Below are 23,450 nucleotides of genomic sequence, written 5' to 3' on the forward strand. Positions count from 1 at the left end.
ATGACACAGCTTGCACTTCGCTCCATCCGCAAATCTTATGGCGCGCTGGAGGTAATTCGCGGGGTCGACCTCGACGTCGCGGAGGGGGAGTTCGTCGTCTTCGTCGGTCCCTCGGGCTGCGGCAAGTCGACGATGCTGCGCATGATCGCAGGCCTTGAGGACGTGACGGATGGTACGATCGGCATCGCCGGCCAGGATGTGACCACGACCGCCCCGGCGAAGCGCGAGATCGCCATGGTCTTCCAGTCCTATGCGCTCTTTCCTCATATGACGGTCGCGGAGAATATCGGCTTCGGCCTGAAGCTTTCGGGATTGGCGAAAGAGGAGATTTCCCGCCGGGTAGACGAGGTCGCAAACACCCTACAGATTAGCCCTCTTCTTGAACGGGTTCCCCGGGAACTTTCGGGTGGCCAGCGCCAGCGCGTCGCCATCGGCCGCGCCATCATTCGCCAGCCGAAGATTTTCCTGTTCGACGAGCCGTTGTCGAATCTAGATGCGGCGCTGCGCGTGCAGATGCGGCTGGAAATCGCCCGCCTTCACGCACGCCTCGGCGCTACGATGATCTATGTAACGCATGATCAGACCGAGGCCATGACGCTCGCCGACCGAATTATCGTCTTCAACAAGGGCAAGATCGAGCAGGTCGGTGCGCCGATGGAGCTCTACGAGCGCCCGGCCAACACCTTTGTCGCCGGCTTCATCGGTGCCCCTTCGATGAATTTCCTTCCGGCTTCGGTGCGAGGCGGGAACCTCACCGTGCATGGAACGCCCGTCCAGCGCTCGCGCCCCTGGAATGCCGCAGGAACCGTTACCGCCGGCGTTCGGCCGGAACACGTGACGATCCTCCCGCCGGAGCACGGCGGCATTCGCGGCCGGGTGGAACTGATCGAACGCCTTGGAGCGCAAACCTACGCCTATGTGGAAGCGGAAGGCCTGAGCGATCCGATCACGCTGGCGGTCCCGAACGAGAGCAACGTTTCGGCAGGAGATGTCGTGGGAATGCTGCCGATCGGCGACAAGGTTCACGCCTTCGACAGGGACGGCGTTGCGCTTGCTGATTAGGCATCCTGCCTTCGTTGCAGCACATAACATCTGTTCACGAGCCGCGCTGGTCTCGGTGTCAGGACCGTCAGTTCATGACGGCGGCAGCGCGTCAATGACAACGCCGGCTGCACGCAGTCCGGCGAAGAACCGCTCTTGGTCTTCCGAACGTTGCAATCGCTTTCGCACTTCGCTGCCGACGGTCTGCATGAGGCCGGGAGCTTTGGCGTTAAGCCGCTCCTTTTCCTTGGCCGCCTCATCGAGCTTGCCCGAGGAGCCCAGGATCGACGCCAGTCTTCCTTCCAAACGTTGACGTTTGACCAGCATCCCGAGAGGCGACGACTGTCGCATCTCTAACCGGCTCATATGTCGCATCTCTAAAATGCCGCTACATCAGAAGATCGCATAATCTATCTTATGGAACTTCAAGCGTCGGCCGTCGGCACGCAGCAGCAGCACTACCAGGCGCCTTCAACCCGGTCTGTCCCGGAGCAGTCGACGCACGGTCGTCTCCGCTGAAGGCTGCCAGGCAGGCATAGTCCGGCCGAATATCTCTGCAAATCTGGCGCAAGACAAAGACGAATTGGCCGGACGACGCGCGGGCGCCGGGAAATCTGTTGTCGGGACGTTCCGCACGCGCGCCGACGGGCCGCCATGAGTGCCGCTCACGGAGAGAACATGGCGGGCAAGATCGGCGCGGCTTGCGATGCCGGTCCCTGACAAGTGGTAAATGCCGGATACTTGATCACGGTTGCGTTGGGTCATCAGACCGGCTGCGACAAGGATAGCGTCCGCCAGATCCAGAGCCGACGATGGGTTGCCCCATTGGTCGTTGACGACGGCGATTTCCTCGTGATCCTCGGCGAGCTGCAACATGGTTTTCACGAAATTCTTGCCAAAGGGGCTATAGACCCAACCAGTCCGCAGGACGACATGGAGGGGATTCGCCGTGACCACGGCCCTCTCGCCAGCCAGTTTTGAAGCGCCGTAGACGCTGAGCGGAGCAGGTGTGTCGTCTTCGCAATAGCTGCCCTCCTTTGTCCCGTCGAAGACATAGTCGGTGGAAAGGTGGATGACCGGCACATCGAGGGAGGCCGCCGCTTCGGCAACCGCTCCGGCGCCGAGCGCGTTGATTGCGAAGGCCTTTTCCGCCTCGCTCTCGGCCTGGTCCACGGCGGTGTAGGCTGCAGCCGAAACGACCAAATCAGGCCGGCAGCGTTCGATCGCGGGCAGGATCGTTTCCATGCGGGCCAAATCGAGATCCGGCCTCCCGACCGTGATGATCTCGATATCCGGCCGTCCACACGCCCGTTCAACGAGGCTCTGCGCCAGTTGCCCCCGGGAGCCCGTCACGACAATTTTCACGCAACGCTCCGATGGCATCCGCCAAGGCGCGCGCCGTTGTAGCGCTCGCGCCGGATCGGCTCCCACCACCAGCTGTTGGCAAGATACCAATCGATCGTATCGCTCAGACCTGCCTCGAAACCCTGCTTTGGCCGCCAGCCGAGTTCGCGCTCGATCTTGGAGGGATCGATCGCATACCGCCGGTCGTGGCCGGGCCGGTCGGCGACAAGCGTGATGAGGTCCCGATAACTTTTCCCGTCCTTGCGCGGCAGGCGGATGTCGAGCAGGTCGCAGATGCTCTCTACCACCGACAGATTGTTGCGCGCGGCCCGGGCACCGATGTTGTAGCTCTCCCCCGGCCTTCCCTCCCTCATCACCAACTCCAGCGCGCGTGCATGGTCGTCGACGTGGAGCCAGTCGCGAACGTTCGCACCCGATCCATAGAGCGGCAGCGGCTTTTCCTCGATCGCATTGATGATCGTCAGCGGGATTAGCTTCTCGGGAAAATGAAACGGCCCGTAATTGTTGGAGGAGTGCGAGAGCACAACCGGCAGCCCATACGTCTGATGCCAGGCACGCACGAAATGATCCGCCGCCGCCTTGGAGGCCGCATAAGGCGACGAAGGCGCGTAGCGCGTCCCTTCGACAAAAACACCGCCGGAGAAAGGGAGATCCCCGAATACTTCGTCGGTGGAGACATGGTGAAACCGAAACCGATCGCGCGCTGTTGGGCCGAGCTCCGACCAATAGGCGAGCGCCGCGCAAAGCAGACGGACCGTGCCGAGGACGTTCGTTTCCGCAAATGCGCCGGGCCCGTCGATCGATCGATCGACATGGCTCTCGGCAGCGAGATGCATGACAGCGTCGACGCGCTCGAGACGCATGATGTCCAGCAGAGATTGCTCGTTGCGGATATCCGCCCGGTAAAAAGCATAGTTCGGGTGATTGTCCACCGCGCGCAGGGACTGAAGATTGCCGGCATAGGTCAGCTTGTCGACATTGACGACACGCTCGGCGCCATTCGCAACGAGATGCCGGCAGACCGCAGAGCCGATGAAGCCGGCGCCTCCTGTAATGAGAACACGCATGGCTGCCCCTCACCCACGAGTTTCAAAGAGGCCGGCATCGGCCAGCAGCGGCGCGTCCCTGTCTTTCGCGGACAGTAGCAGATGGTCGACGGCGACCGGCCATCTTATGTCGATCTGCGGGTCGTCGAAGCGGATCGCACGATCATGTTCTGCGGAATAGTGCTCACTCACCTTGTATTGAACCTCCGTCTCGGGCTCGAGGGTGACAAAACCATGGGCGAATCCTGCGGGCACCAGAACCTGGTTCCACCTTTCGGCCGAGAGTTCGACCGCAATCCATTGCGCGAATGTCGGCGATCCCTTGCGGATATCGACGACCACATCGAACGCCCTCCCCCGAACGACGCGGACGAGCTTGGCCTGCGCGCGTGGCGGAAGCTGGTAATGCAGGCCGCGTAACGTGCCCGCCGCCGCGGAATAGGAGTGGTTGTCCTGCACGAAGGCGAGCCGGATGCCGTGCGCCAGCAAATTCTGGGCATTGTAGGTCTCCGAAAAGAAGCCCCGCTCGTCACCAAACTTGCGCGGCACGATTTCCAGGACGCCATCGAGGCCCAGGGCTCTTATCTCAAGCATCGGCAAGCTCCCTGATGCGTCGCTGGAGGTAGGTCGCGTACTCGTTCTTGCCGAGCAAGGCGGCGCGTTCGAGCACCTGTTCGGCAGAGACGTAGCCGAGCTCGAAGGCGATCTCTTCCGGGCACATGATCTTCACGCCCTGGCGATGCTCGATCGTACGCACGAAGGAGGCGGCATCGTGCAGACTGTCATGAGTGCCTGTATCGAGCCAGGCAAAACCCCGGCCGAGCCGGCAGACGTGAAGGTCACCGCGGTCAAGATAGGCGCGGTTGACGTCGGTGATTTCCAGCTCGCCGCGGGCGGACGGTCTGATCGAGGCTGCGATATCGAGCACGGTGTTCTCGTAGAAATAGAGGCCTGTTACGGCCCAGCTCGAGTTCGGCCGTTGCGGCTTTTCCTCGATGGTCTCGGCGCGACCGTTGTGGCTATTGAAGCTCACGACGCCATAACGCTCGGGATCGTCCACGCGATAGGCGAAGATCGTAGCGCCACTTTTGCGAGCCGCCGCCTCGCGGCAGAGTTCGGGAAGGCCCGCACCGTAGAAGATATTGTCCCCAAGGATCAGCGCGACGGGACTGTTCCCGACAAATTTGCGGCCGATGATGAAAGCTTCCGCGAGGCCATTCGGCTCGGACTGCTCGGCATAGGAGATCGAGAGGCCGAGCTGACTTCCGTCGCCAAGCAGTTCCTCGAACAGCGGCCTGTCCCTCGGCATGGTGATTACCAGAATGTCGCGAATTCCCGCCAGCATGAGCGTGCCGAGCGGGTAATAGATCATCGGCTTGTCGTGGACCGGCAGCAATTGCTTCGAGACCGAGATCGTTACCGGGTAGAGCCTAGTCCCTCTGCCGCCTGCGAGAATGATTCCCTTCATGCGGTGCCTCCCGGCGTGGTCAAAGTCCGCTTGCGGCTGTTGAACGTCCCCCTCATCTCGCCCGCGCCCCTTCGATTTCGGCCGGTCGGATCGCTGCAGCACCGGCGGGGCTCAACTTGCCGCAGCGCCAGAGGCTGTAGGACGGTTCACTGTCCCAATCGTAGTAATACGCTGCCGCCAGCCGCCCTACCTCCATCTGTTCGCCGAGGATTGTGCGCATGGCGCGCACCGCTCCCTCTCGCGCCCGGTCATCGAAGGGGCAGGAACGCGCGGTATTGGCAATACCCCATTCCGTCACCCAGCACGGCTTGGCTCGTTCGGCTGCCCGGCAGAAATCGAGGAGGCTCCGTACATGAGTGGCCAATACTGCGGGCGTCTTCCGCCCAGGATAGAGGTGGACGCCGTAGGCATCGACGAGACTGTCGGCACCACGCTGGCGAAGAGCCGCGACGAACACGCGCGGATCAAGCCGTTCCACGCCGCGCTTGTCGGCCTCCTTGGCGCTCGTGTCGGAAAGGCCGGCGGAAACGACGGTTGCGTTGTGGCTGTGCACAGTGGCACGCACCTCGCCGCGGCTGATCTCCAGGACACGGACATACTTGTCCAGACCCCGCTCGAACGCCAGCCGGTCTTTAAGATCGGCGATGCTGTGCGCCGTCGAAGCGCCCGGCTTCCGGTAGACGGCAAGGTCGCCGTTGTAGCCGGCATGGTTGATCTCGTTTCCGGGCTCGATCGCTTCGAGGCGAATGCCGAGCGCATCGATGCGTTGAAGTGCCTCGCGCAAACCCTTGCGGTAGCGATCGAGATCGAGGTCGGAGAGCCGATAGATGTCCCATATACGGCCGAATCCTGTGCGCGGGCGGGCGCTCTCGGGATAGTAGCTCTTATTCGCAAGCTGGATTTCGAGAAGAATCCTGAGACCGAGCCGACTGGCGATCGCCACCGCCTCGATGCTCTTCTCCACCGGTCGCGACAGAGAGAGACGCACGTCGGTCGCTCCACTCGAAGCGATTTCCTTGAGTATTCTCTCCTGCTCACCATGGGACAGCCATCCGAGGTTCACCCGGTTTATCCCGATGCGCGTAGCCGGAGCGTCATCGGGATAGGCAGGCCGTACGAGCGCAAGCCACCCGCTCAAGGCGACTGCCGCCGCCCCTACCCACAGCCTAGAGGCCGACATGGGCCAGAGCAGTGCGGAAGTTGGCTTCACAAGCCGAATACCGGTCGATGACGGCCTGCGAGTCGATCTTGGAAAGGAAATTCGCGAGATAGGCCTTCCTGTCCGCCTCGCGGTTCCAGATCGCGGCTTCCATATAGGGGAAGCCGATGAACTCCAGCATCTCGCGCATGCGGTCATCGACCGCGATCATGAGCGAGGGCACCCCCGCCTGCATGCCGATGATGCAGCCATGGAACCGGCGGCCGAAGCAAAGATCGCGGGAACTGACCCAGCTTCGCCAATGGTTCGTGTCGAAGAAGACCAACAGCTCATGCTTCCTCTGCCACTTCTCGGAATGCTTGTACTCGGTCTGCCCGGTGATGCGTCCGCTTGCCCGGTCGTACACAGGCACGTCGTCCTCGCCGGGCAGGGAGAGGTTATAGGCAACCACTTCGTCCTGGACGACGTAGCTTGCCACACTGTCGGGCTTCAGGAGCGCGTGCGCATCGACGATCGTATCGGCGACGCTGCCGAGATAGCCACCGAAGGCGATTTTCTGGGCCGTGGCCAACTCCGGATTGGCAAGAGCGGTGAGTGAGCGCTTCATCTCGTTCGGGGCAAAGAAAAGCGACGGGCAGCCCGTCGGCCTTACGGATTTCATGCCTTGCTCCCTGAGGAACTCGGCGGTGAAATAACCGCGCGTCAGGAAGAAGCTCTCTTTCTTTTTGAGCACGTCCAGGAATTTGAGGGTGCCGGCCGGCAGCTTTTCCTTCAGCCCCTCTCTGCGCTGTATGCCGATGCCCATCACCACCACGGGCATCTTCAGCTTTTCGAACACCTCAGCTTCGAGATCTGCGGAATAACCGGGCCGCAACAGATTGGCCGAGGCGAAGACACAGATGTCGAACTCCTCGTTGAAGCGCGCGTAAACATCGTTCGAGTTGCGGCTGTTGGCGAGATGCCAGAACGGCACATAGGTGACGTCATGTCCGCGCAGGGCGTGGGCGGCACCTTCGCCGATCAGATAGTTGCCCGTGTTGGCGATCTTCCGCACCTGGTCGATGAGGTCTTTCTTTGTCCTCACCTCATCGAAATAGGGCCTGTGGCGAACCTCCGACCCGGATACGCCCGCTACGGTACGCTGCAGATACGACGGGATTCCTGTAAGCAAGACACGCATCGAAACACCTGATTTCTGAAATGCGGGACCGCCCCGCGAAGGATTATTGGCCGATGCCGATTTCGCGCAGCGCCGAGCGGAAGGTGCGCTCGCGATCGGAATATCTGTCGGTGAGTTCGGATGCGTTGAGCCCGGCCAGGTGATCGGCAACGAACTCGGCCCGGTTTTCCGCCGTGTCCACATCCGTGGCATCCACGGCGGGCAGGCCCGTATAGCCGAGCATTTCGCGCATCCGGTCGTCCACCGCCACCATCAGGCTTGGGACACCCGCCTGCATGGCGATGATCGAACCGTGGAAGCGCCGCCCGAAATTGAAGTCCATGGACGAAGCCCAGGCACGCCACTGGTTCGTATCGAAGAAGGTGCGGATGTCGAAGGCTGTCTTCAGCCGGTCCGTGCCTGGATAGCTGAGCTCGCCGAGCATCGAACCCGAGGCGGAATCATAGACGCGCCCGTCGCCATTCGCCTCCACCTTCATGTCGAAGTGCAGGAACTCGTCCTGGATTACGTATTGAGGGCGCGAGCCCTCGGGCGCCAGAGCATGGGCATCGACGATCGTGTCGTGGTTGGCGCCGAGATAGCCGGAGAAGATCGTCCGCGCTTTGCCGACTTTCACATGCGGCAGCTTCTTCAGCGACGCGCGCATGTTGTCTGGCATGAAATAGACGGAGGGGCAGCCCGTCGGCTGAACGTAGGAAAACCCCTGGTCCTTCAGGAAGCCTGCCGTCTCGAACCCCCGCGTGAGGAAATAGTGCTCTCGCTCCTTGAGGACGTTCAGGAGCCGCTTCGTGCCCTCAGGCAGGCTGTTCTCGAGATCCCGGCGGTTCTGGAGACCAATGCCGAGCATGACGATCGGCATCTTCAGTTTGCTCAACACTTCGGCTTCCGCGTCGGCGGAGAGGCCCTTGCGCAGAAGGTTCGCGCAGGTGAACACGCAGATGTCGAAATTGGCGTTGAATTCTTCCAGACCAACACCATTCTTGCTGCAGTTGAAGAGATGCCAGAACGGCACCTGCTTCGCATGCGGCGCGATCGCGCGGAGCGCCCCTTCGCCAATCAGGTAGTTTCCTGTATTGCTGATATTGCGAAGCTCCTGAAGAAACTCCTCTTTTGTCTCCGGTTGTTTCTGCCGCTCCGAATAGGACACCGACAGGCCGTGAGCGCCATTGGCAAGGCGCGTGTAGTGGCCAGGAATTCCCGTCACGAGGATTCTTGGACGCATGCAATAGACCCTTCTTCTTGAAACCGGCGCGGGCGTGTCAGCCCACCGCCGCAACTCCGGGATTGGACGTCTCGCGCCCGCGAATGACCGTCGCGCGCGAGAGGGATGAATTGTTCACTGAGCGGTCGCACCAACCGAGGAACTCGGAGAAGGAGGAGGCCCACGAGCGACGTGCAGCGGTTCTCAGGCACCCCTCCATGAGGGGCGCGAGCTTCTCGCGATTGTGAGCCACCTCGGCGATGACTTTCGCCATGTCCCGCACCACCTGGGGATCGGCGGCGGCGTCGATCAGGATGCCGTCCTCGCCATCCGTTATAAGCTCGTCGACGGCGCCAACGGCGGTGGCGATCGGAACGCAGCCGAGCTGCTGCGCCTCGGCGATCATCAATGGTGCCCCTTCCCAACGCGATGGCATCAGGAGGACGTCCGCCCACCCCAGGGCTTTGACGAGATCCTTGCTCGCAAAGACCGGCGGGCGCACGTCAACACCAAGGTCCTTCAGCCGATCCGTCCACGATACGGTGGCGTCCGCAAGGATCTCGCCACCAATCGCCCTGGCGTCGAAAGGTACGCGCGAGGCCCTGAGCTCCGCGATCGCAGCAGCCAGGCGGTCGATCCCCTTCTGCTGATCGAGCCGGCCCATATAGAGGACCCGCAGCCGGTCGTCCCTGCGCTCGATCCGCCTGACCGACAGTACCTCGGACAAGATTTTGGGCGGTACGGAGAAGCTCGCGCCGTTAGGCACGGCAAAGGTCTTCTCGTGCGGGACGCCGAAGCTATGCAGATAGATTTTGAGCTGCTCCGAGCAGGTCAGGAAAGCGTCGTAGCAATGTTCGTGGGCGATTGCCGCGAACGGCTGTCCAGCAGGCCTTTTGAACCCCGTATTGTCGACGACGTGAAGATAGCATGCGGTACGGGTTCCCTCGGCTCGCAGGCGCGCGATGAGCGGATGCACCGCCATGACGTGATTGTTGATTATGAGGTCGAAACCGGAAAGCTGACCCTTGAGCGCCGCCCAATCGACCTCATGGCCCTCGGCTATGAAGTCCTGCCCCAGGAACCAACCGGAACCACCCCAGGCGGGAATGCCCTGGTCCCAGAAGTGAATATAATCGAAGCTCCCGTCGAACTCGTCGATCACGTCCATCCTCGACGTTCCGAGCACGAACAGGTGAGTTTCGTAGCCGTTCGCCTTCAGTTCACGCGCCGCCGCATAGACCACCTTTTCGGCGCCGCCGAACGATGCGTTCGGAACGAGCAGCGCCGCAGTGCGCTTGCCGCCCTCGCTATGCCCGAGCGGCAGGACGGGCGCGCCGCCGAGCTCGTGGCGGAGCGCCTTGTGGAGTTCCGCGTAAGGGACGAGTCGCGCCGGGCGCCAGGTCCAACGGCGGCCAGCCGTGCGGCGCAGCGGGCTGGTCGCGATGGCGTTGATGCAGTTGATCATCACCTGCTGCGGCGTGATCAGCGAACGGCGCGGCAAGGTTCTCGGGAAGGGAAAACGCACCTTCAGGACCGCCGATGTGGGCCATACCTGCTGGTTGCCGATCGAGGCGAACCAGTCGAGCGCATTGTTCTGAATCACGTCGCGCACGAGCGAGGTCGGCAGGAAGATGAGGTCGGCGTGCCCGACATGCGCCCCGGCCTCATGAAAGACCGGCTCGATCTTGCGTTGCGCGGCATCATTGCCGAGCTGGACGAAGACCACGTTGGCCCTCTCGCTCAAGCGCTCCAGATGGGCAAGCACATTCGGCAGCATGCGCGAGCGCAGCAGCAGGTCGAGGGTGGCGCCGCTTCCGGCGATCAGGAACGGCGGGAAATGCACGTTATCCGGCTCGCCGACGCTCGCCCAGAAGGCTGGGATGATATCGTCGAGACGAAGCTTGTGAGGTGCCTTCGTCGGATCGGTGAAGAAGGAGATCGCGGCATCTTCCGTCCGCGCGAAGAGATAGCGCGGGCATTCCTCATGTTCGAAATCGACGAGCATCGGCCGCTGGAAAAGTGCCCTGTGGCGTTTTCTGAGGAAGCTCACCGAGGCGGCGCGATCACGGTTGGCTTCCTTGAAGCGGCTTTCCGCCCGCAGCCGGTACTCGAACGTGGTGTCGTGACATGGCGTTCCAACAAATCCCTGCTCGATGCAGGACAGCCAGAACTCCCAGTCTTCGAAGCCGTTCTGCCTGTCGTCGTTGAAGCGGACACCGGCACGGAATACGTCCATCGAGATCATCGAGCCCGTGTCGCAGATATTGTCGGTAATGCAGTGAACAAGCCGCGAGTAGCGGTTGCCGTAGTGGGCACGCCAGCTCACCGAGAAAGTGTCGATATTGGTGTAGACCCAGCCACACCCGCTCGAGGCGAGTTGCCGGTAGAGGGTTTCGATCGTGCCCGGCAGGACGCGGTTATCGGCATCGAGGAAGTAGACGGCTCGTGCCTCCGGAAGATTTTCGAGCACATAGTCGATCGCGCGGTTGCGCGCTCCACCCGGCCCGGCATTCGTTCCGAACAGGACATGAACCGCCGGATGTGCCGCGGCATAGAGGAGCAACTGGTCGAAGGTCTCCTGCCGAGGATCGCCGTCGACCGATACGACCACCGCAATCCTGCATTCGGAAACGGTCGATGCCAGCACCGATTCGATCGCCTCCAGGACGAGCGCCGCATGGCCGTAGAGCGGCATGGCGACTGCGATAAGGTCCGAAACGCCCCTATTGCCGGACATGTGACGCCCCTGCGGACTGCTTGACCAACCGGAAGCCGGACACCTTGAGCCAGGAAAAATCGACGGTGTCCGTTACCGCGCGGCTGAGAATCATGAGATCCATGGGCTCGCGCACCGGTTTATCCAGTTGAAAGTTGATGTTGATCGCCTGCTGGGCGGTAACTTCACGCCAGCCGCTGAAGAATGCCGAAGGTTTGGCCGCTCCCTTGCGCGCCAGCTCTGCCACCTCGGATCGCGCATTCGAATTGGTCGGCGCGAGCAGAAAGCTAACGGCCGCGGGGGCGCCCTGCGGATGATCGATGACGGCGCTCGCCGAAAAGGAAATCGTGCCAGGCTCGACGGCGCGACCGATGGTGCCAGCCGAAATTCCGCTCGGCAGCGGGTGACACACCACGGCATGCTCGTGCTCGAGGAAGCGGACGGTCTGGAACTCCGGAACCACAGGCGTGACGGACACGTCGACAATCTGGCTCAAGAGCTCGACCGCCAGACGATAGTCTTCGATGAAATGCCCTTCGAGCAAGGCGGTTGGAGCGATCATGTTGGGCATACGCCCCGGCCTGACACCGGCCAGCCCCGTAAACACCCGAAATGCAAGAGGCCTGAGATCGAGATCGGCATGCGCGGCGTCAGACCGGGCCGTATAACGCTCGCTTGCGATCGGATAACCGAGCGAGAGCCCTACCATTTCCGTACCCGTTGTGGAGACTCTGAGCCGCAGCGTCATTGCCCCGCCTCCGCAAGCCCGCGGCAGCGCGAAGAAATTCCAGCCTGCGGCGACCTGCGCGTAAGGCACGGTCCACTCGGCCACGCCCTCCCCGCTCTCGACATAGCCCAGCATCACGACCAGTTCACCGCCATCCCTAGGGACGGAGTGGAGGTGCAGCGCGATGCCCGCGACGCCATGGCTGGAGACCGGCAGGAGTTGCTCGACATACCCGGTTGCAAGCAGTTGCCCTATGCCCTCGTCCTTCGGATCGACATAAGGATCGTGTGCGAAGATTTCCGCAACCGGCTCCCAGTTTCGAGCCTGGAACGCATCCTCGAGCGTGCGGTAGTTCTCAAGCAGCGCTTCCCGCTCCCGCCTGAGAATGGCGAGCTCCGATGTTACCGAGGTGGCGAAGCGGGCAAGCCGCCCCACACCGCCTTCCACCAGCGCACGAACGAGCGCCAGGCTCTCCTCCCTGCTCGTCGCGTCAACGCGCTGAATCGGTATTTCAGGAATCGTTCCCAGGGCGCGGAGCGCCGCAAGTCCCCCCCTTAGTTCCGCCTCCCCCTCATTCGAGAAGGCGAGCGCAATCAGCGGGAATGCGTTTTGCAGAGGAGATTGGGATTGCGCACCCGTCTCCAGGAAATGGACCAGGTGTTCGATGTCGCTGCCTTCAACATCTGCCCGATCCCGATTGGATGCCACAACCAATCTGTGCTTAGCCGGCATTTGCCTCATGCCAGCAGACATCAACTCTTGCACGCAGCGACCCCAGAAGAAATCGAATTATTCGGAGGATGACTTCGAGGAGATTAACTTCCAACCCCAAGAAACTTCATCAATAAAATAAACATATCTCCGGCTTTTGCAGTGCACAACAATCAAATTTTGGGGTTTTGATCTTTAATTATACTTCAAAACTTGAAGCAACATTTGGCCTAAATGAAGAAAACGTCCGTTGCGCGGTCACATTTCCGATCAATGTCATCTGCCTTGCGAGACAATCGTCCAATCGGAATCTCTGTTCAACCGTTCTACGCGCGGCGGCACGCATGACGCGGAAATTATCTGGACGCTCCAGCACGTCGAGAATGGCATCGGCAAGCGCGCCGGTATCGAAGAAGGGTACGAGAAGACCGTTGCGGCCCGAGCGGATGATCTCCTGGACGGGAGGTGTGTCCGAGCCGATAATGAGCGCGCCGCACGCCATTGCCTCGAGGACCGACCAAGACAGGACGAAGGGATAGGTCAGGTAGAGGTGAGCCGCAGAGACCTGAAATAGCTGACGAAGCGTGGAATGCGCCACGACGCCCGGGAAGATAAGCCTGTCGCGTGGGACATCCAATGACGCGAGAAGGTGATCCTTCCACGATCCTCCGCCGGGGGGTGGCGCTCCATAACTTACGCCATCGCCGCCGACAAAGACGAATAGCGCGTCCGGATGCCGCCGGACGACTGTCGCGGCCGCCTCGAGCGCCTGCGGAAAGCCCCGATAAGGCTCGAGGTCGCGGGCAACGAAGGTAATGACCGGGTCACCGGCCTTGAGCACACGCCCGTCGGGAAGCCTTAACGAAGCTGCAGGATCGGGACGAAAGCGTCGCGTGTCTATCCCCTCATGGCAGACCGCAATGCGTTGCTGCGCGTCGGCGGGATAAAGGCTTCTCTGCCAATTGGTCGGGCTGATGCCGCCCTCGATCGCCTCCAGCGACAGGAGTTGCGCGATGTTGCGCAGGCGCAATCGCTTGCGGGTCTCCGAATCGGGCTCCTCATCCGGCGCGAAGCCGACATCCGCCCCTTCGGCACGATAGAAGAACTCGCAATATCCCAGCGCGGGCACGCGCGGCAGCACATCCTTCACGAACATCATGCTGCCCCAGCCTGTGTGGCCGAGGATAATGTCAGGGACCTGACCGAGGCGCGCCATCGCGTCGAAAGTCTCTGCGACGCGGTGGCCGATCCGCACGTGGTGGTCGGGCGCGCCGAGGTGCCGCGCCATTTGCGGATATGCCCGCGGACCCGGTTCTGCCCTGTGCCGGACCACCCGGACCGAAGGGATCCGTTGATCCACAGTTTCGGTCACGAGGGTCACTTCGTTGCCTGCCTGCACGAGGTGGTGAGCGAGGGCCGCGAACTGGCCAAAGCCGCGCCGGTGCACAAATGCTACATGCATGTTCTCAACCCAACCGCAAAACAGGAACCGCTCTTCTAAGGCGCATCAAATGCCGTAACGGGCGGCATTGCCCCAGACCAATTCGAGACGATGCAGCGTTTGGAAGGCGGTCTCGAGGTTCTGCCGGTCCTGTTCGCCATGGGTAAGGGCACGTTCATAGGACCTCGCCGCTTCGCGCAGGCTGGCGCAAAGCTTTCTGCCTTTTTCCGAAAGCCGGATGCGGGCCGACCGCTTGTCGCGCTGCGAAGCGATTCGGTCGATGTAATCGCCGTCGCCGAGTTGCTTCAGATAATAGGAGATGTTGGACCCCATATAGTAGCCGCGGTCCAGGAGTTCGCCCACCGAGAGTTCCGCCTCTCCGATGGCCAGAAGGACCATCGCCTGGGCGGGCCCGATATCGTCGACACCGATCTTGGAGAGTTCCGTGCGCAACAGGCCGGAAAACCGTCGGCTGGCTCGCTCCATGACCCGAGCGAGCTCAAAATACGTGATCAGAGGACCGTCTGCATCACGGTCACTCTCAGGCTTGTCGGGCACCTTCCTCATCGTGTCATTGGCGGGCAGGACCGCGACCGTGTCTGCGAAGTTTGCGAACGGATAGTGAATCTTATGATTCATCCCTCTCTCCATTGGGGAAGTTACTTCAAAATTCGGGAATTTACTTCAAAAATTGAAGCAAATTTCGTGACACCCCTGCCCCCGAATTCCTGATCTTGAGCAAGCGATCTTTATTGTGCCACACTGATCGCAGCAATACTGTGATTTGAGTGAATCTGACCCAAATCGCGACCTCGCACACACCTCTTAGCCGGAAAATCGCCGATGCGTAATACTGTTCCGAATCAATTGATTAGCAAGGGCCAAATCAGTGCAAATCCGGTGCAAAACGGGACAATCAACCCAAGGATGCTAGTCTTGCGAGCGCGTCGCGTCTTCGTTGTGACGCTTATTTATGCAGCTTTGCTAAGCGCCTGTATCAACCTCCTGCAACTAACGATGCCGCTCTACATGATGCAGGTACATGACAGGGTGTTGAATAGCCAGAGCATGGACTCGCTGGTGATGCTGACGGTCCTGGCACTCGGCGCCCTTGTCGTTCTCGGCGTGCTGGATTTCATTCGCGCCCTGACGTTTCAGGCCATGGGCAGTGCCGTGGTGCGCTGGCTCAACCTGCCGGTGCTCACCGCTGCAGTGCAAGCCTCGGCCGACCAAGGGCTTGCGCGCGCGACGCAGTCGCTCAGAGACTTGACCGAGCTGCGCGGCTTTCTGACCTCGTCGGCGGTCAGCGCTCCCCTGGACGCTGCCTGGTCACCCATTTTTCTCGGCGTCCTTTTTCTGCTGCACCCTCTCTTCGGGATGGTCGGAGCGATTTCCGTGACGGTGCTTCTCTGCTGCGGTCTCCTGAACGACCTTTTGACCCGGCGGCTCATGAAAGAGGCAAGTCAGGCTAATATTGAGGCAGTCTCGAAAATAGGTGCGACATTACGCCACGCCGAGGCCATAGAGGCGATGGGAATGCTGCCCGCACTCGCGAAAAAGTGGCGCTCCGCGCAACTGCACGCGCTCAGCGTGCTGGAAGCCAGCGGGACCAGAAGCAGGGCAATGGCCTCGATTACCCGTAGCCTGCGCTTTGCGATTCAGATGATATCGCTCGCCGCGGGCGCCCTGCTCGTGATGAAGCAGGAGATCTCCCCCGGCGCGATGATGGCGACGACCATTCTTGTCGGGCGCCTTCTCCTGCCTTTCGATTCGGTCATCGAGAACTGGCGGCAATGGGTCCTCGCTATCGCCGGCTGGCGCCGGATCGAGGCAGCGCTCAACGAAAACCTCGCGATCCGCCAGACCATGCCGACGCCGCGCTCCGAAGGCGACCTGGTCGTCGACAAGTTGGTCTACGCTGCTCCCGGCATCGACGTGCCGATCATCAAGGGCATCTCCTTCGCGCTCTCACCCGGCGAGGTGCTGGGGATCGTCGGCCCCTCCGCCGCCGGCAAGTCCACCCTGGCGCGGCTGCTCGTCGGTATTCTCAAGCCCACGGCGGGTGGCGTCTTCCTCGACGGCAACAATGTCTATCTTTGGGAGCGCAGTTCATTTGGAAAGGTGGCGGGCTATCTTCCGCAGTCCGTTTCCCTCCTCGAGGGGACGATCCGCGAAAACATCGCCCGCATGGAAGAAAGCGATCCCTACAAGGTGCTGGAGGCGTCACGGCTCGCCGACGTCCACGACATGATCGGCCGCCTGCCGCTCGGCTATGATACGCCGGTGGGCGAAGGCCAATTGACCCTTTCCGGAGGACAAAGGCAGCGCATCGCGCTCGCCCGGTGCCTTTACGGCCACCCACGCCTCATCGTCCTCGATGAACCCAACGCCAATCTCGATGCGATCGGCGAGCGGGCCCTCATCCGCGCGGTCGAACACGCGCGCCGCGACGGCGCCATCGTCATCCTCATCGCCCACAGGCCGGCCATCATGCAGGTCACCGACAAACTGCTCGTGCTGGAAGGCGGCCGGATCAGCCAGTTCGGCCCGCGCACCGACGTTGTCGCTTCCATGATGCCGGGCGAAACACGACGCGAAGGTACTGCCTGATGATGAAAGAACCGATCCTGCCCGTTCGCCTGGATGCGCAGCCTCCCGTCAAGATCGACAATCCGGAACGCCGCCTGCCCGTCCGCGCAGGCGCGCCTGTTTCGCCGGTCGCGACGGAACCCGACCTTTCGGAGGACCATCCCCGTTCGCCCATTCGGCGCCTCGTCGTTGCGGGACTCACGACGATCCTGGTCGCGTTCGGCGGATTCTTCGGCTGGGCATTTTCGACCGAACTCAGCAGCGCCTCGGTCAGCAGCGGCACTGTCGTCGTCGACTCCAAGCGCAAGACGATCAGCCATTTCGAAGGCGGCGTCCTGAGCCGCATCCTGGTTCAGGAGGGCGATCACGTTGCCGCCGGGCAACCGGTCATCAAGCTCGAGGACACGCGTGCCCGCTCCGATCTCCAGGCGCTGCAAAGCCGGCGCGTCGGCCTGGTAGCAAAGCTCGCGCGCCTCCGGTCCGAGCAGGCGGAGGCAACGGAGATCGACTTCCCCGTAGAGCTCGTCAGCACGGGCGACACGGCCGCCCACGACGCCGTCATGGCGGAAACAGCGTTCTTCGAGAAACGCCGCGAAGCCAAGAAGGGAAAAATCGAGATCCAGCGCAAGACCATCGAGGAATATTCCGAGAAGGCCAAGTCGCTCGCCGCGCAGCTCCAGGCGACCGAGCGCCAGATCGAGCTCATGAACGTGCAGCGGACGGCAATCGCAACCTTGGTCGACAAGGCGTTTGCCCAGCGCTCGAAGCTCATCGAGATCGACGCCAGGCTCAGCGAACTTGCCGCAACACGCGGCGAGGTTGCCGGTGACAAGGCCCAGGCGCAAAAAGCGATGGCCGGCGCCGAGCTCGCGCTGACCGGAATAGAAAGCGACTTCCAGGCGGAGATCGCCGGGGAGATCACCACGGCACGGCTCGAACTCGCGGACGTCGAGGAGCGAATGATCGCTGCAGAGGACGTGCTGCGCCGCCTCGAGATCCGCTCTCCCCAGCCAGGCGTCATTGCCAACATCCAACTGCGGACGCCCGGCAGCGCGGTCACCCCCGGCCAGCCCCTGCTCGACATCGTCCCAGAGGACGAGCCGTTGCTTGTGGAAATGCACGTCAGCACGCGCGACATCGACAGCATAACCATCGGCTCCAAGACGCAGATCCGCCTGACGGCCTATAATCAGCGCACCCATCTGCCGCTCGACGGCAAGATCACCTATATCGCGGCCGACCAATCGGTGGATGAGAAATCCAACGTCTCTTATTTCGTGGCACGTGCCGAGGTCGCGCCGGAATCCCTCGCCGCCAATCCCGATATTCGCCTCTATCCCGGCATGCCCGCCGAGGTGCTGATCGTGCACAAGGCCCGTTCGGCAATCGATTATCTCGTTTCCCCGGTCACGGACAGCTTCAACCGGGCATTCCGGGAAGATTGACGGAAATTCCGCCAGAGACGACTGCATCGCAAAAAGTACTTGGAATTTTGAAGCGATTTACGGGCATTGCCCGTATAATAACTCCTAAAAATATATTGTGCCAATATTGGCACATGCACAAACTCTTCAAAAAAAATACGAAAAACACCTCGAAACCACATGGATTTATTGGTGTTCTGGATGTTGCCTTCCCCTTTTTTGCAATGCACACTCCGGCACGCAATCTCGGCTTCCTGCCGATGATGCATGCATCAAACGACGAAGAGGAGAAGCAGATGGCCACTTTGGAAGGCGGCGCATACGACGACGCCCTGTTTGGCTCTCGCTTTGACGATTTCATTCGCGCCCACGGCGGTGATGATTTCGTCAACGGGGGCAAGGGGCACGACATCATCTTCGGTGATGGAGGTGACGACTTGCTGTTCGGCGGCGACGGAAACGACACCGTTTTCGGCGGCGAAGGCACGGATATTCTCTACGGTGAGAAAGGCAACGACAACCTGGTCGGCGGAGCGGGCGACGACCTGCTCGACGGCGACAAGGGTAACGACATCCTTCTCGGCGGCGAAGGCAACGACTTCCTCGTCGGCGGCAAAGGCAGCGACCTGCTCTACGGTGGCGCCGGCAATGACATCCTCAATGGCGGGGAAGGCAACGATCTCCTGGTCGGCGGCCAGGGCAGCGATGTCTTCGTTTTCGACGGCGGTGGCGGCAACGACGTCATCCTCGACTTCACCCCCGGCGAGGACGTGCTGCAGATTGCCAAGGGCATCAATGGTCTGGACGTCACCGCGCCCGAGGACCTGGCTTCGCGCATCACCCAGGTCGGCGGCAATGTCGTAATCGACCTCGGCCATGGCGACACCCTGACGCTGGTGAACACAGACGCCGAAGACATTCAGGCTCATCCTGGAAACTATTTCACAATCCATTGAGTTTGAACGGGCGCGCCCTGCCTCCTCCCGCGGGGCGTGCCATCTCCTGCAATCCGTCCAGAGGAGTGGCGTGTGACGTTCGACGACCGCACGAAAGACGCCAGCGTTGTTTTCGACGACGCGAAGGCCTTTCGGCTCGGCTCCGATGTAGCCGTATTGATCTTTGATGTTCCCGCCGGGTTGCCGTCCGCGGCCAAGTGCACACTCATCATGCATGACCAACCGGTCCCGCTTGTCAGCACCAGCCTTTCGCTTGCCACCGGCGGCCATCGCATCCTCTGGGCCATGCGCCCCGGGAAGCAACCGGCCCCCGCGCAAATCTCGACCGAAAGCGGCCGCCTTAAGGCGGTTATCCTGAGGCCCATCGGTGAACTGCCCCCCTTCGATGTCGAGGCCGTGTTTGCCGACCTTGCGCCGGAGGGCTGCATCAGGTTCCTGAGCAATCTCCTGACTAGCTGGCGAAGCGCGTTCCGACTTTCGAGGGACCCGCTTTTCGTCGGCGTCGTTGAGGACGCACTTCACGCACTCACCTCGCGGCCGAGGCTCGCCAAGGTCGCCTGCCCCGTCGCTGAAGGCCGTTACCTTGTCGAGACCGCAATCAGTCCTGATTTCGGCGAGATCAGCGCGGTCTATGGCTTGGGCCCGAGCGCCGTACTGCCGCTGACCTCACAGTTTCTTGTCGGCGGCCAAGCGGAGAAAAGCCTGCGGCGGTGCCATTTGATCGTCGAATGCGCGAGGCTGCCCCACTCCTTGGTCCTGCAGGGCAAAAGGGGCATTGCGGTCCGGGAAGTGGCACGCGGCAACCCCCGCTATCCGAGCCTCCAAGCCTGGTGGAGCGAACGCGGCCGCGCGCCCGACCTTCGGGAGTTTGTCGTGCGGTCCCTGTCGGGCGTACCGGAAGGCGGGGCGGCGATGGCAGTCGACCTGCAGCTTCGCGCCCCGCTGCCTTCGCGACAGGTCGGCAAATCCTCGATGCATCCCGCCGCGGAGGTCGATCTTGCTCTCGCCCTTTCAGGAGGCCTGCTCGCGGGCGGCTGGTCCCGAGACCCGACAGGTATTCTCGCCGGAATCGACTACCTGAAAGAGGACGGCACGGTGGTGCCGCTCGACGGCAATTCGTATGAGTTTCCCGCCTGGGCGCGTGGAACCGACGAGAACTCGAGAACCGACGTGACCGGTTTTGTCGCCTGGCTGCCGCTCAATCAGCCGTTGGGTGCCCTCCTCCAGCCGCGCTTCCAGATGCGGCTCGCCTCCGGCGCAACGAAGCCCCTCGTGCCGAAGCCGCAGCCCTTCGAACCCACGGCGCAACGCAATCGTATCCTGCGCGCAGTCCCGCCGCAGCATGCCCTCGATCAGGCCTTCCGCACGATACTTGCGCCCGCTCTGCAGGATGTGGAACGGAGGTTGGGCAGGACGATAGAAGTCGACTACACGAAGGACTACGGCCTGCCGCAGAAGGCACCGACGGTTTCGATCGTCGTACCGCTTTACCGCGTTCTCGATTTCCTGCGATTCCAGCTCTCGGGCATGGCGACCGATCCCTGGCTCGCGCGCAACGCGGAGATCATCTATGTGCTGGATTCCCCCGAAATCCAGGACGAGACGCAACATCTGCTTGGCGGCTTCCATCTCCTCCACGGTCTGCCGATGAAGCTCGTGGTCATGAACCGCAATGGCGGATATGCACGGGCCTGCAACGCGGGTGCGCGCTTCGCGCGAGGCACAATGCTCGTGATGCTCAATTCCGACGTCGTACCCACGGCAACCGGTTGGTTGCAGGCGCTCATAGGGCCACTCAAGGAACAGACTAGGCTCGGCGCCATCGGTCCGAAGCTCATCTTCGAGGACGGTTCGCTGCAGCATGCAGGGCTTTACTTTGCGCGCGACCGGCACGGCGTGTGGCTCAACCACCACTTCCACAAGGGCATGCCGGGTGACTATGCGCCGGCGCAGGTCCGGCGCTCCGTTCCCGGCGTTACCGGCGCGTGCCTGGTCACACGGCGGGATATCTACGAACGCGTTGGCGGATACACGGAGGACTACGTCATCGGCGATTACGAGGACAGCGATCTGTGCCTCAAGATCCGTCGGTGCGGCTACGACATCGGCTATGAGCCATCGGCGTGCCTTTATCATTTTGAGCGCCGGTCGATCCGCCGCAGCCAGGATTACATGCGCGGTGTCGCCAGCCAATACAATTCGTGGCTGCATACCGAACGCTGGAACGGTGACATCGCCGACCTGATGGCCGCCGGCAGCGGCTGTGAGACAATCGCGTCCCTCGGCGGCGAAGCAGAAGCAAGGAGTGCGGCATGAGCGAGAGCGCGCTGCGACAAGAGAGCGCGCCGGCAACGGCGCTTACCGCCCGTGACGATCGCGTTCAGTGGTTACTGGGCAGCATCCTCAGCAACCGCTTCCTGCCGCAACCGGCCCCGGACAGCGTTTTCGTCGGCGATGGCGACTTCCGGGCGGTGGGTGCCGAATTCCTGGGCCATTTCATCCGGATGGGCGGATTGCAACCGGAAAGCCGCGTGCTCGACATCGGTTGCGGTATCGGTCGGATGGCGGTTCCGCTCACCCAGTATCTGGACTTCGAGAAGGGGCGCTACAGCGGCATCGACCCCGTCGAAGGGGGTATCGCCTGGTGCCGGCGTTTCATCACTCCGGCCTATCCGAACTTCGCGTTCCAGCGGGTCGACATCGCACACGACCTCTACAATCCGCAAGGCAAGATCAGCGGCAAGGCATTGAGACTTCCCTATGCCGATCGTCACTTCGATTTCGTCATCATGACATCGATCGTGACTCATCTGCCGCCGGACGAAGTCCTCGTCTATCTGAGCGAGATCGGCAGGCTCCTGCGGCCGGGCGGACGCCTGTTCATGACCGCCTTCGTTGTCGACCCGGTTGCCGCGGCGAATGAAACAGGCGGGCGCGATCCGCGCCTGGCGTTTCAACGCCATGGCGACGGGCCCTGCTGGTTCGTGCCCGATCTGCCGCCGCTTGCCGCGGTGGGGTTCGACGACGGCTTTCTCGACGCTGCCCTCGGCCGGGCCGGCCTCACAGCCGTCGTGAAGTCGCTCGGCTCCTGGCGCGGGCAGGCGGCGGATCATTATCAGGACGTTTTTGTTGCCGAGCACCGCGGGAGCGCCGCTTGAGCATGCGTGTTCTCGTTGCCGCCCATAACCATCCGGCACTCCATCCCGGAGGCACCGAGATCTTCGCGCACGACCTGTTCCGCGCCTATCGGCGGGCAGGCTGCGAAACGCTTTTTCTCGGCGCCACGAACCAGATCCATCGCCAGGCGCGGCCCGGCACGAGCTTTCAGGGGATCGGCCCGGCAGGCGATGAAGTGTTGTTGTGGTCCGGTCACTTCGACCGGTTCTTCATGAGCCAGATCGATCTCTACGGCGTCGTTCCGGATCTCGCGGAGTTGTTGCGCGAATTCCGGCCTGACGTGGTACACATCCACCACCTGCTTCTGCTCGGCGCAGAGTTCCCGCATATCGTCCGCCGCACACTGCCTGAGTGCCGGATCGTCATCACGCTGCACGACTATTATCCGATCTGTCACCATGATGGGCTGATGGTGCGCACGTCCGGCAAGGAACTCTGCCACAAGGCAACTCCCGACCGCTGCCACGCCTGCTTCAAGGACATCGCTCTCGACCGATTCGTGTTGCGCGAAAGTCATCTGAAGGCCCTGCTGCGCGAAGTGGACCGCTTCGTTGCACCAAGCCGCTTCCTCCGGCAGCGATTCATCGAGTGGGGGCTTGAAGAAGATGCGATCAGCGTCATTCCGAATGGATTGCCACATCGAGGCGTAGGCGCAAGAGCGCCTCGCATCAGTGGCGACCGGCCCGTTTTCGGCTACTTCGGCAATCTCAACCCATGGAAGGGCGTGCCGGTGCTCCTCGAGGCGGCGAGACAGCTCATTGCCGAACGCGTACCGTTCGAGCTGCGTGTTCATGGCGGCGCCCCCTTCCAGAGCGAGAGTTTCAGGGAAGAGATTGGTCGCCTATTCGGCGAAACGGCACCGGTGGTGCAACAGCGCGGCCCCTATCGCCGCGAAGATGTCGCCGATCTCATCGCCGCGGTCGACTGCACGATCGTTCCTTCGATCTGGTGGGAGAACGCGCCACTCGTCATCCAGGAAGCGCAGGCTCTCGGTCGGCCGGTCATCGCCAGCAACATCGGCGGCATGGCCGAGATGATCGAGGACGGCGTCAATGGTCTCACAGTCGCGCCCAACGATCCGCGCGCGCTGGCATCCGCGATTCGACGCTTCGTGGAAGACCCGGCTCTGGGGCGGCGCCTTTCCGCAAACGCCCGCGAGCCCGACGACATCGATACGACCGCACGACGCTATCTCGAGCTGATCGAAGCGATCGAGCCAGCGCGTATCGAAGCGGCATAGGGAAAAAAC

General features: G+C 61.9%; 19 protein-coding genes. 7 read left to right on the forward strand and 12 right to left on the reverse strand.

The window, feature by feature from the left end:
• Positions 1 to 1,062 (forward strand): ABC transporter ATP-binding protein, encoded by a 1,062-nt coding sequence (locus tag FKV68_RS28935; RefSeq protein ID WP_180942366.1) that lies wholly within the window; start codon positions 1 to 3, stop codon positions 1,060 to 1,062.
• 72 nt (positions 1,063 to 1,134) lie between these two features.
• Here FKV68_RS28935 and FKV68_RS28940 read toward each other — a convergent pair whose 3' ends face one another.
• The 12 genes from FKV68_RS28940 to FKV68_RS28995 all read right to left on the reverse strand — a co-directional run bounded on the left by FKV68_RS28940 (position 1,135) and on the right by FKV68_RS28995 (position 14,694).
• Positions 1,135 to 1,407, reverse strand: a complete 273-nt coding sequence (locus FKV68_RS28940) for a hypothetical protein (RefSeq protein WP_180942367.1) — start codon at positions 1,405 to 1,407, stop codon at positions 1,135 to 1,137.
• Between the two features lie 105 nt (positions 1,408 to 1,512).
• On the reverse strand, positions 1,513 to 2,406 hold the full coding sequence (rfbD, locus tag FKV68_RS28945; RefSeq protein WP_180942368.1) for a dTDP-4-dehydrorhamnose reductase: 894 nt from the start codon (positions 2,404 to 2,406) through the stop codon (positions 1,513 to 1,515).
• Positions 2,403 to 3,473 carry a dTDP-glucose 4,6-dehydratase gene (rfbB, locus tag FKV68_RS28950; protein WP_180942369.1) on the reverse strand — a complete coding sequence of 357 codons (1,071 nt, stop codon included), beginning with the start codon at positions 3,471 to 3,473 and terminating at the stop codon, positions 2,403 to 2,405. The genes rfbD and rfbB overlap by 4 nt, the downstream gene beginning before the upstream one ends.
• 9 nt (positions 3,474 to 3,482) lie before the next feature.
• Entirely contained in the window at positions 3,483 to 4,046 is a 564-nt protein-coding gene (rfbC, locus tag FKV68_RS28955; protein WP_180942370.1) for a dTDP-4-dehydrorhamnose 3,5-epimerase, read from the reverse strand.
• A complete protein-coding gene (rfbA, locus tag FKV68_RS28960; protein WP_180942371.1) occupies positions 4,039 to 4,920 on the reverse strand; it encodes a glucose-1-phosphate thymidylyltransferase RfbA in 882 nt (293 codons plus the stop codon). The genes rfbC and rfbA overlap by 8 nt, the downstream gene beginning before the upstream one ends.
• Positions 4,921 to 4,972: 52 nt before the next feature.
• Positions 4,973 to 6,100 carry a glycosyl hydrolase gene (locus FKV68_RS28965; RefSeq protein WP_245181484.1) on the reverse strand — a complete coding sequence of 376 codons (1,128 nt, stop codon included), beginning with the start codon at positions 6,098 to 6,100 and terminating at the stop codon, positions 4,973 to 4,975.
• A complete protein-coding gene (locus FKV68_RS28970) occupies positions 6,087 to 7,259 on the reverse strand; it encodes a polysaccharide pyruvyl transferase family protein (protein WP_180942373.1) in 1,173 nt (390 codons plus the stop codon). The genes FKV68_RS28965 and FKV68_RS28970 overlap by 14 nt, the downstream gene beginning before the upstream one ends.
• 43 nt (positions 7,260 to 7,302) lie before the next feature.
• Positions 7,303 to 8,481 carry a polysaccharide pyruvyl transferase family protein gene (locus FKV68_RS28975; RefSeq protein ID WP_180942374.1) on the reverse strand — a complete coding sequence of 393 codons (1,179 nt, stop codon included), beginning with the start codon at positions 8,479 to 8,481 and terminating at the stop codon, positions 7,303 to 7,305.
• A gap of 37 nt (positions 8,482 to 8,518) precedes the next feature.
• Positions 8,519 to 11,197 (reverse strand): glycosyltransferase, encoded by a 2,679-nt coding sequence (locus FKV68_RS28980; RefSeq protein WP_180942375.1) that lies wholly within the window; start codon positions 11,195 to 11,197, stop codon positions 8,519 to 8,521.
• Positions 11,184 to 12,656: a DUF6212 domain-containing protein gene (locus FKV68_RS28985; protein WP_180942376.1), complete on the reverse strand. Its 1,473-nt coding sequence runs from the start codon at positions 12,654 to 12,656 to the stop codon at positions 11,184 to 11,186. The genes FKV68_RS28980 and FKV68_RS28985 overlap by 14 nt, the downstream gene beginning before the upstream one ends.
• A gap of 157 nt (positions 12,657 to 12,813) precedes the next feature.
• Positions 12,814 to 14,076: a glycosyltransferase family 4 protein gene (locus tag FKV68_RS28990; RefSeq protein WP_180942377.1), complete on the reverse strand. Its 1,263-nt coding sequence runs from the start codon at positions 14,074 to 14,076 to the stop codon at positions 12,814 to 12,816.
• Between the two features lie 45 nt (positions 14,077 to 14,121).
• Complete coding sequence (locus FKV68_RS28995) at positions 14,122 to 14,694, reverse strand: MarR family transcriptional regulator (RefSeq protein WP_180942378.1); 573 nt, start codon at positions 14,692 to 14,694, stop codon at positions 14,122 to 14,124.
• A 204-nt stretch (positions 14,695 to 14,898) separates the two neighbouring features.
• Between FKV68_RS28995 and FKV68_RS29000 the strand changes: the two genes are divergently transcribed.
• The 6 genes from FKV68_RS29000 to FKV68_RS29025 all read left to right on the forward strand — a co-directional run bounded on the left by FKV68_RS29000 (position 14,899) and on the right by FKV68_RS29025 (position 23,441).
• The gene (locus tag FKV68_RS29000; RefSeq protein WP_180942379.1) at positions 14,899 to 16,665 is read left to right on the forward strand and encodes a type I secretion system permease/ATPase; all 1,767 of its coding nucleotides are present in this window, start codon (positions 14,899 to 14,901) and stop codon (positions 16,663 to 16,665) included.
• Positions 16,665 to 18,089: an HlyD family type I secretion periplasmic adaptor subunit gene (locus tag FKV68_RS29005; protein ID WP_180942380.1), complete on the forward strand. Its 1,425-nt coding sequence runs from the start codon at positions 16,665 to 16,667 to the stop codon at positions 18,087 to 18,089. Before FKV68_RS29000 ends, FKV68_RS29005 begins: the two co-directional genes overlap by 1 nt.
• A 275-nt stretch (positions 18,090 to 18,364) precedes the next feature.
• Complete coding sequence (locus FKV68_RS29010) at positions 18,365 to 19,024, forward strand: calcium-binding protein (protein WP_180943946.1); 660 nt, start codon at positions 18,365 to 18,367, stop codon at positions 19,022 to 19,024.
• Between the two features lie 72 nt (positions 19,025 to 19,096).
• Positions 19,097 to 21,340, forward strand: a complete 2,244-nt coding sequence (locus FKV68_RS29015; RefSeq protein WP_180942381.1) for a glycosyltransferase family 2 protein — start codon at positions 19,097 to 19,099, stop codon at positions 21,338 to 21,340.
• Positions 21,337 to 22,182: a class I SAM-dependent methyltransferase gene (locus tag FKV68_RS29020; protein ID WP_180942382.1), complete on the forward strand. Its 846-nt coding sequence runs from the start codon at positions 21,337 to 21,339 to the stop codon at positions 22,180 to 22,182. The genes FKV68_RS29015 and FKV68_RS29020 overlap by 4 nt, the downstream gene beginning before the upstream one ends.
• Positions 22,179 to 23,441 (forward strand): glycosyltransferase family 4 protein, encoded by a 1,263-nt coding sequence (locus FKV68_RS29025; protein WP_180942383.1) that lies wholly within the window; start codon positions 22,179 to 22,181, stop codon positions 23,439 to 23,441. Before FKV68_RS29020 ends, FKV68_RS29025 begins: the two co-directional genes overlap by 4 nt.
• Positions 23,442 to 23,450: the final 9 nt, after the last annotated feature.

This window comes from Sinorhizobium mexicanum (assembly GCF_013488225.1).
GTDB lineage: Bacteria > Pseudomonadota > Alphaproteobacteria > Rhizobiales > Rhizobiaceae > Sinorhizobium > Sinorhizobium mexicanum.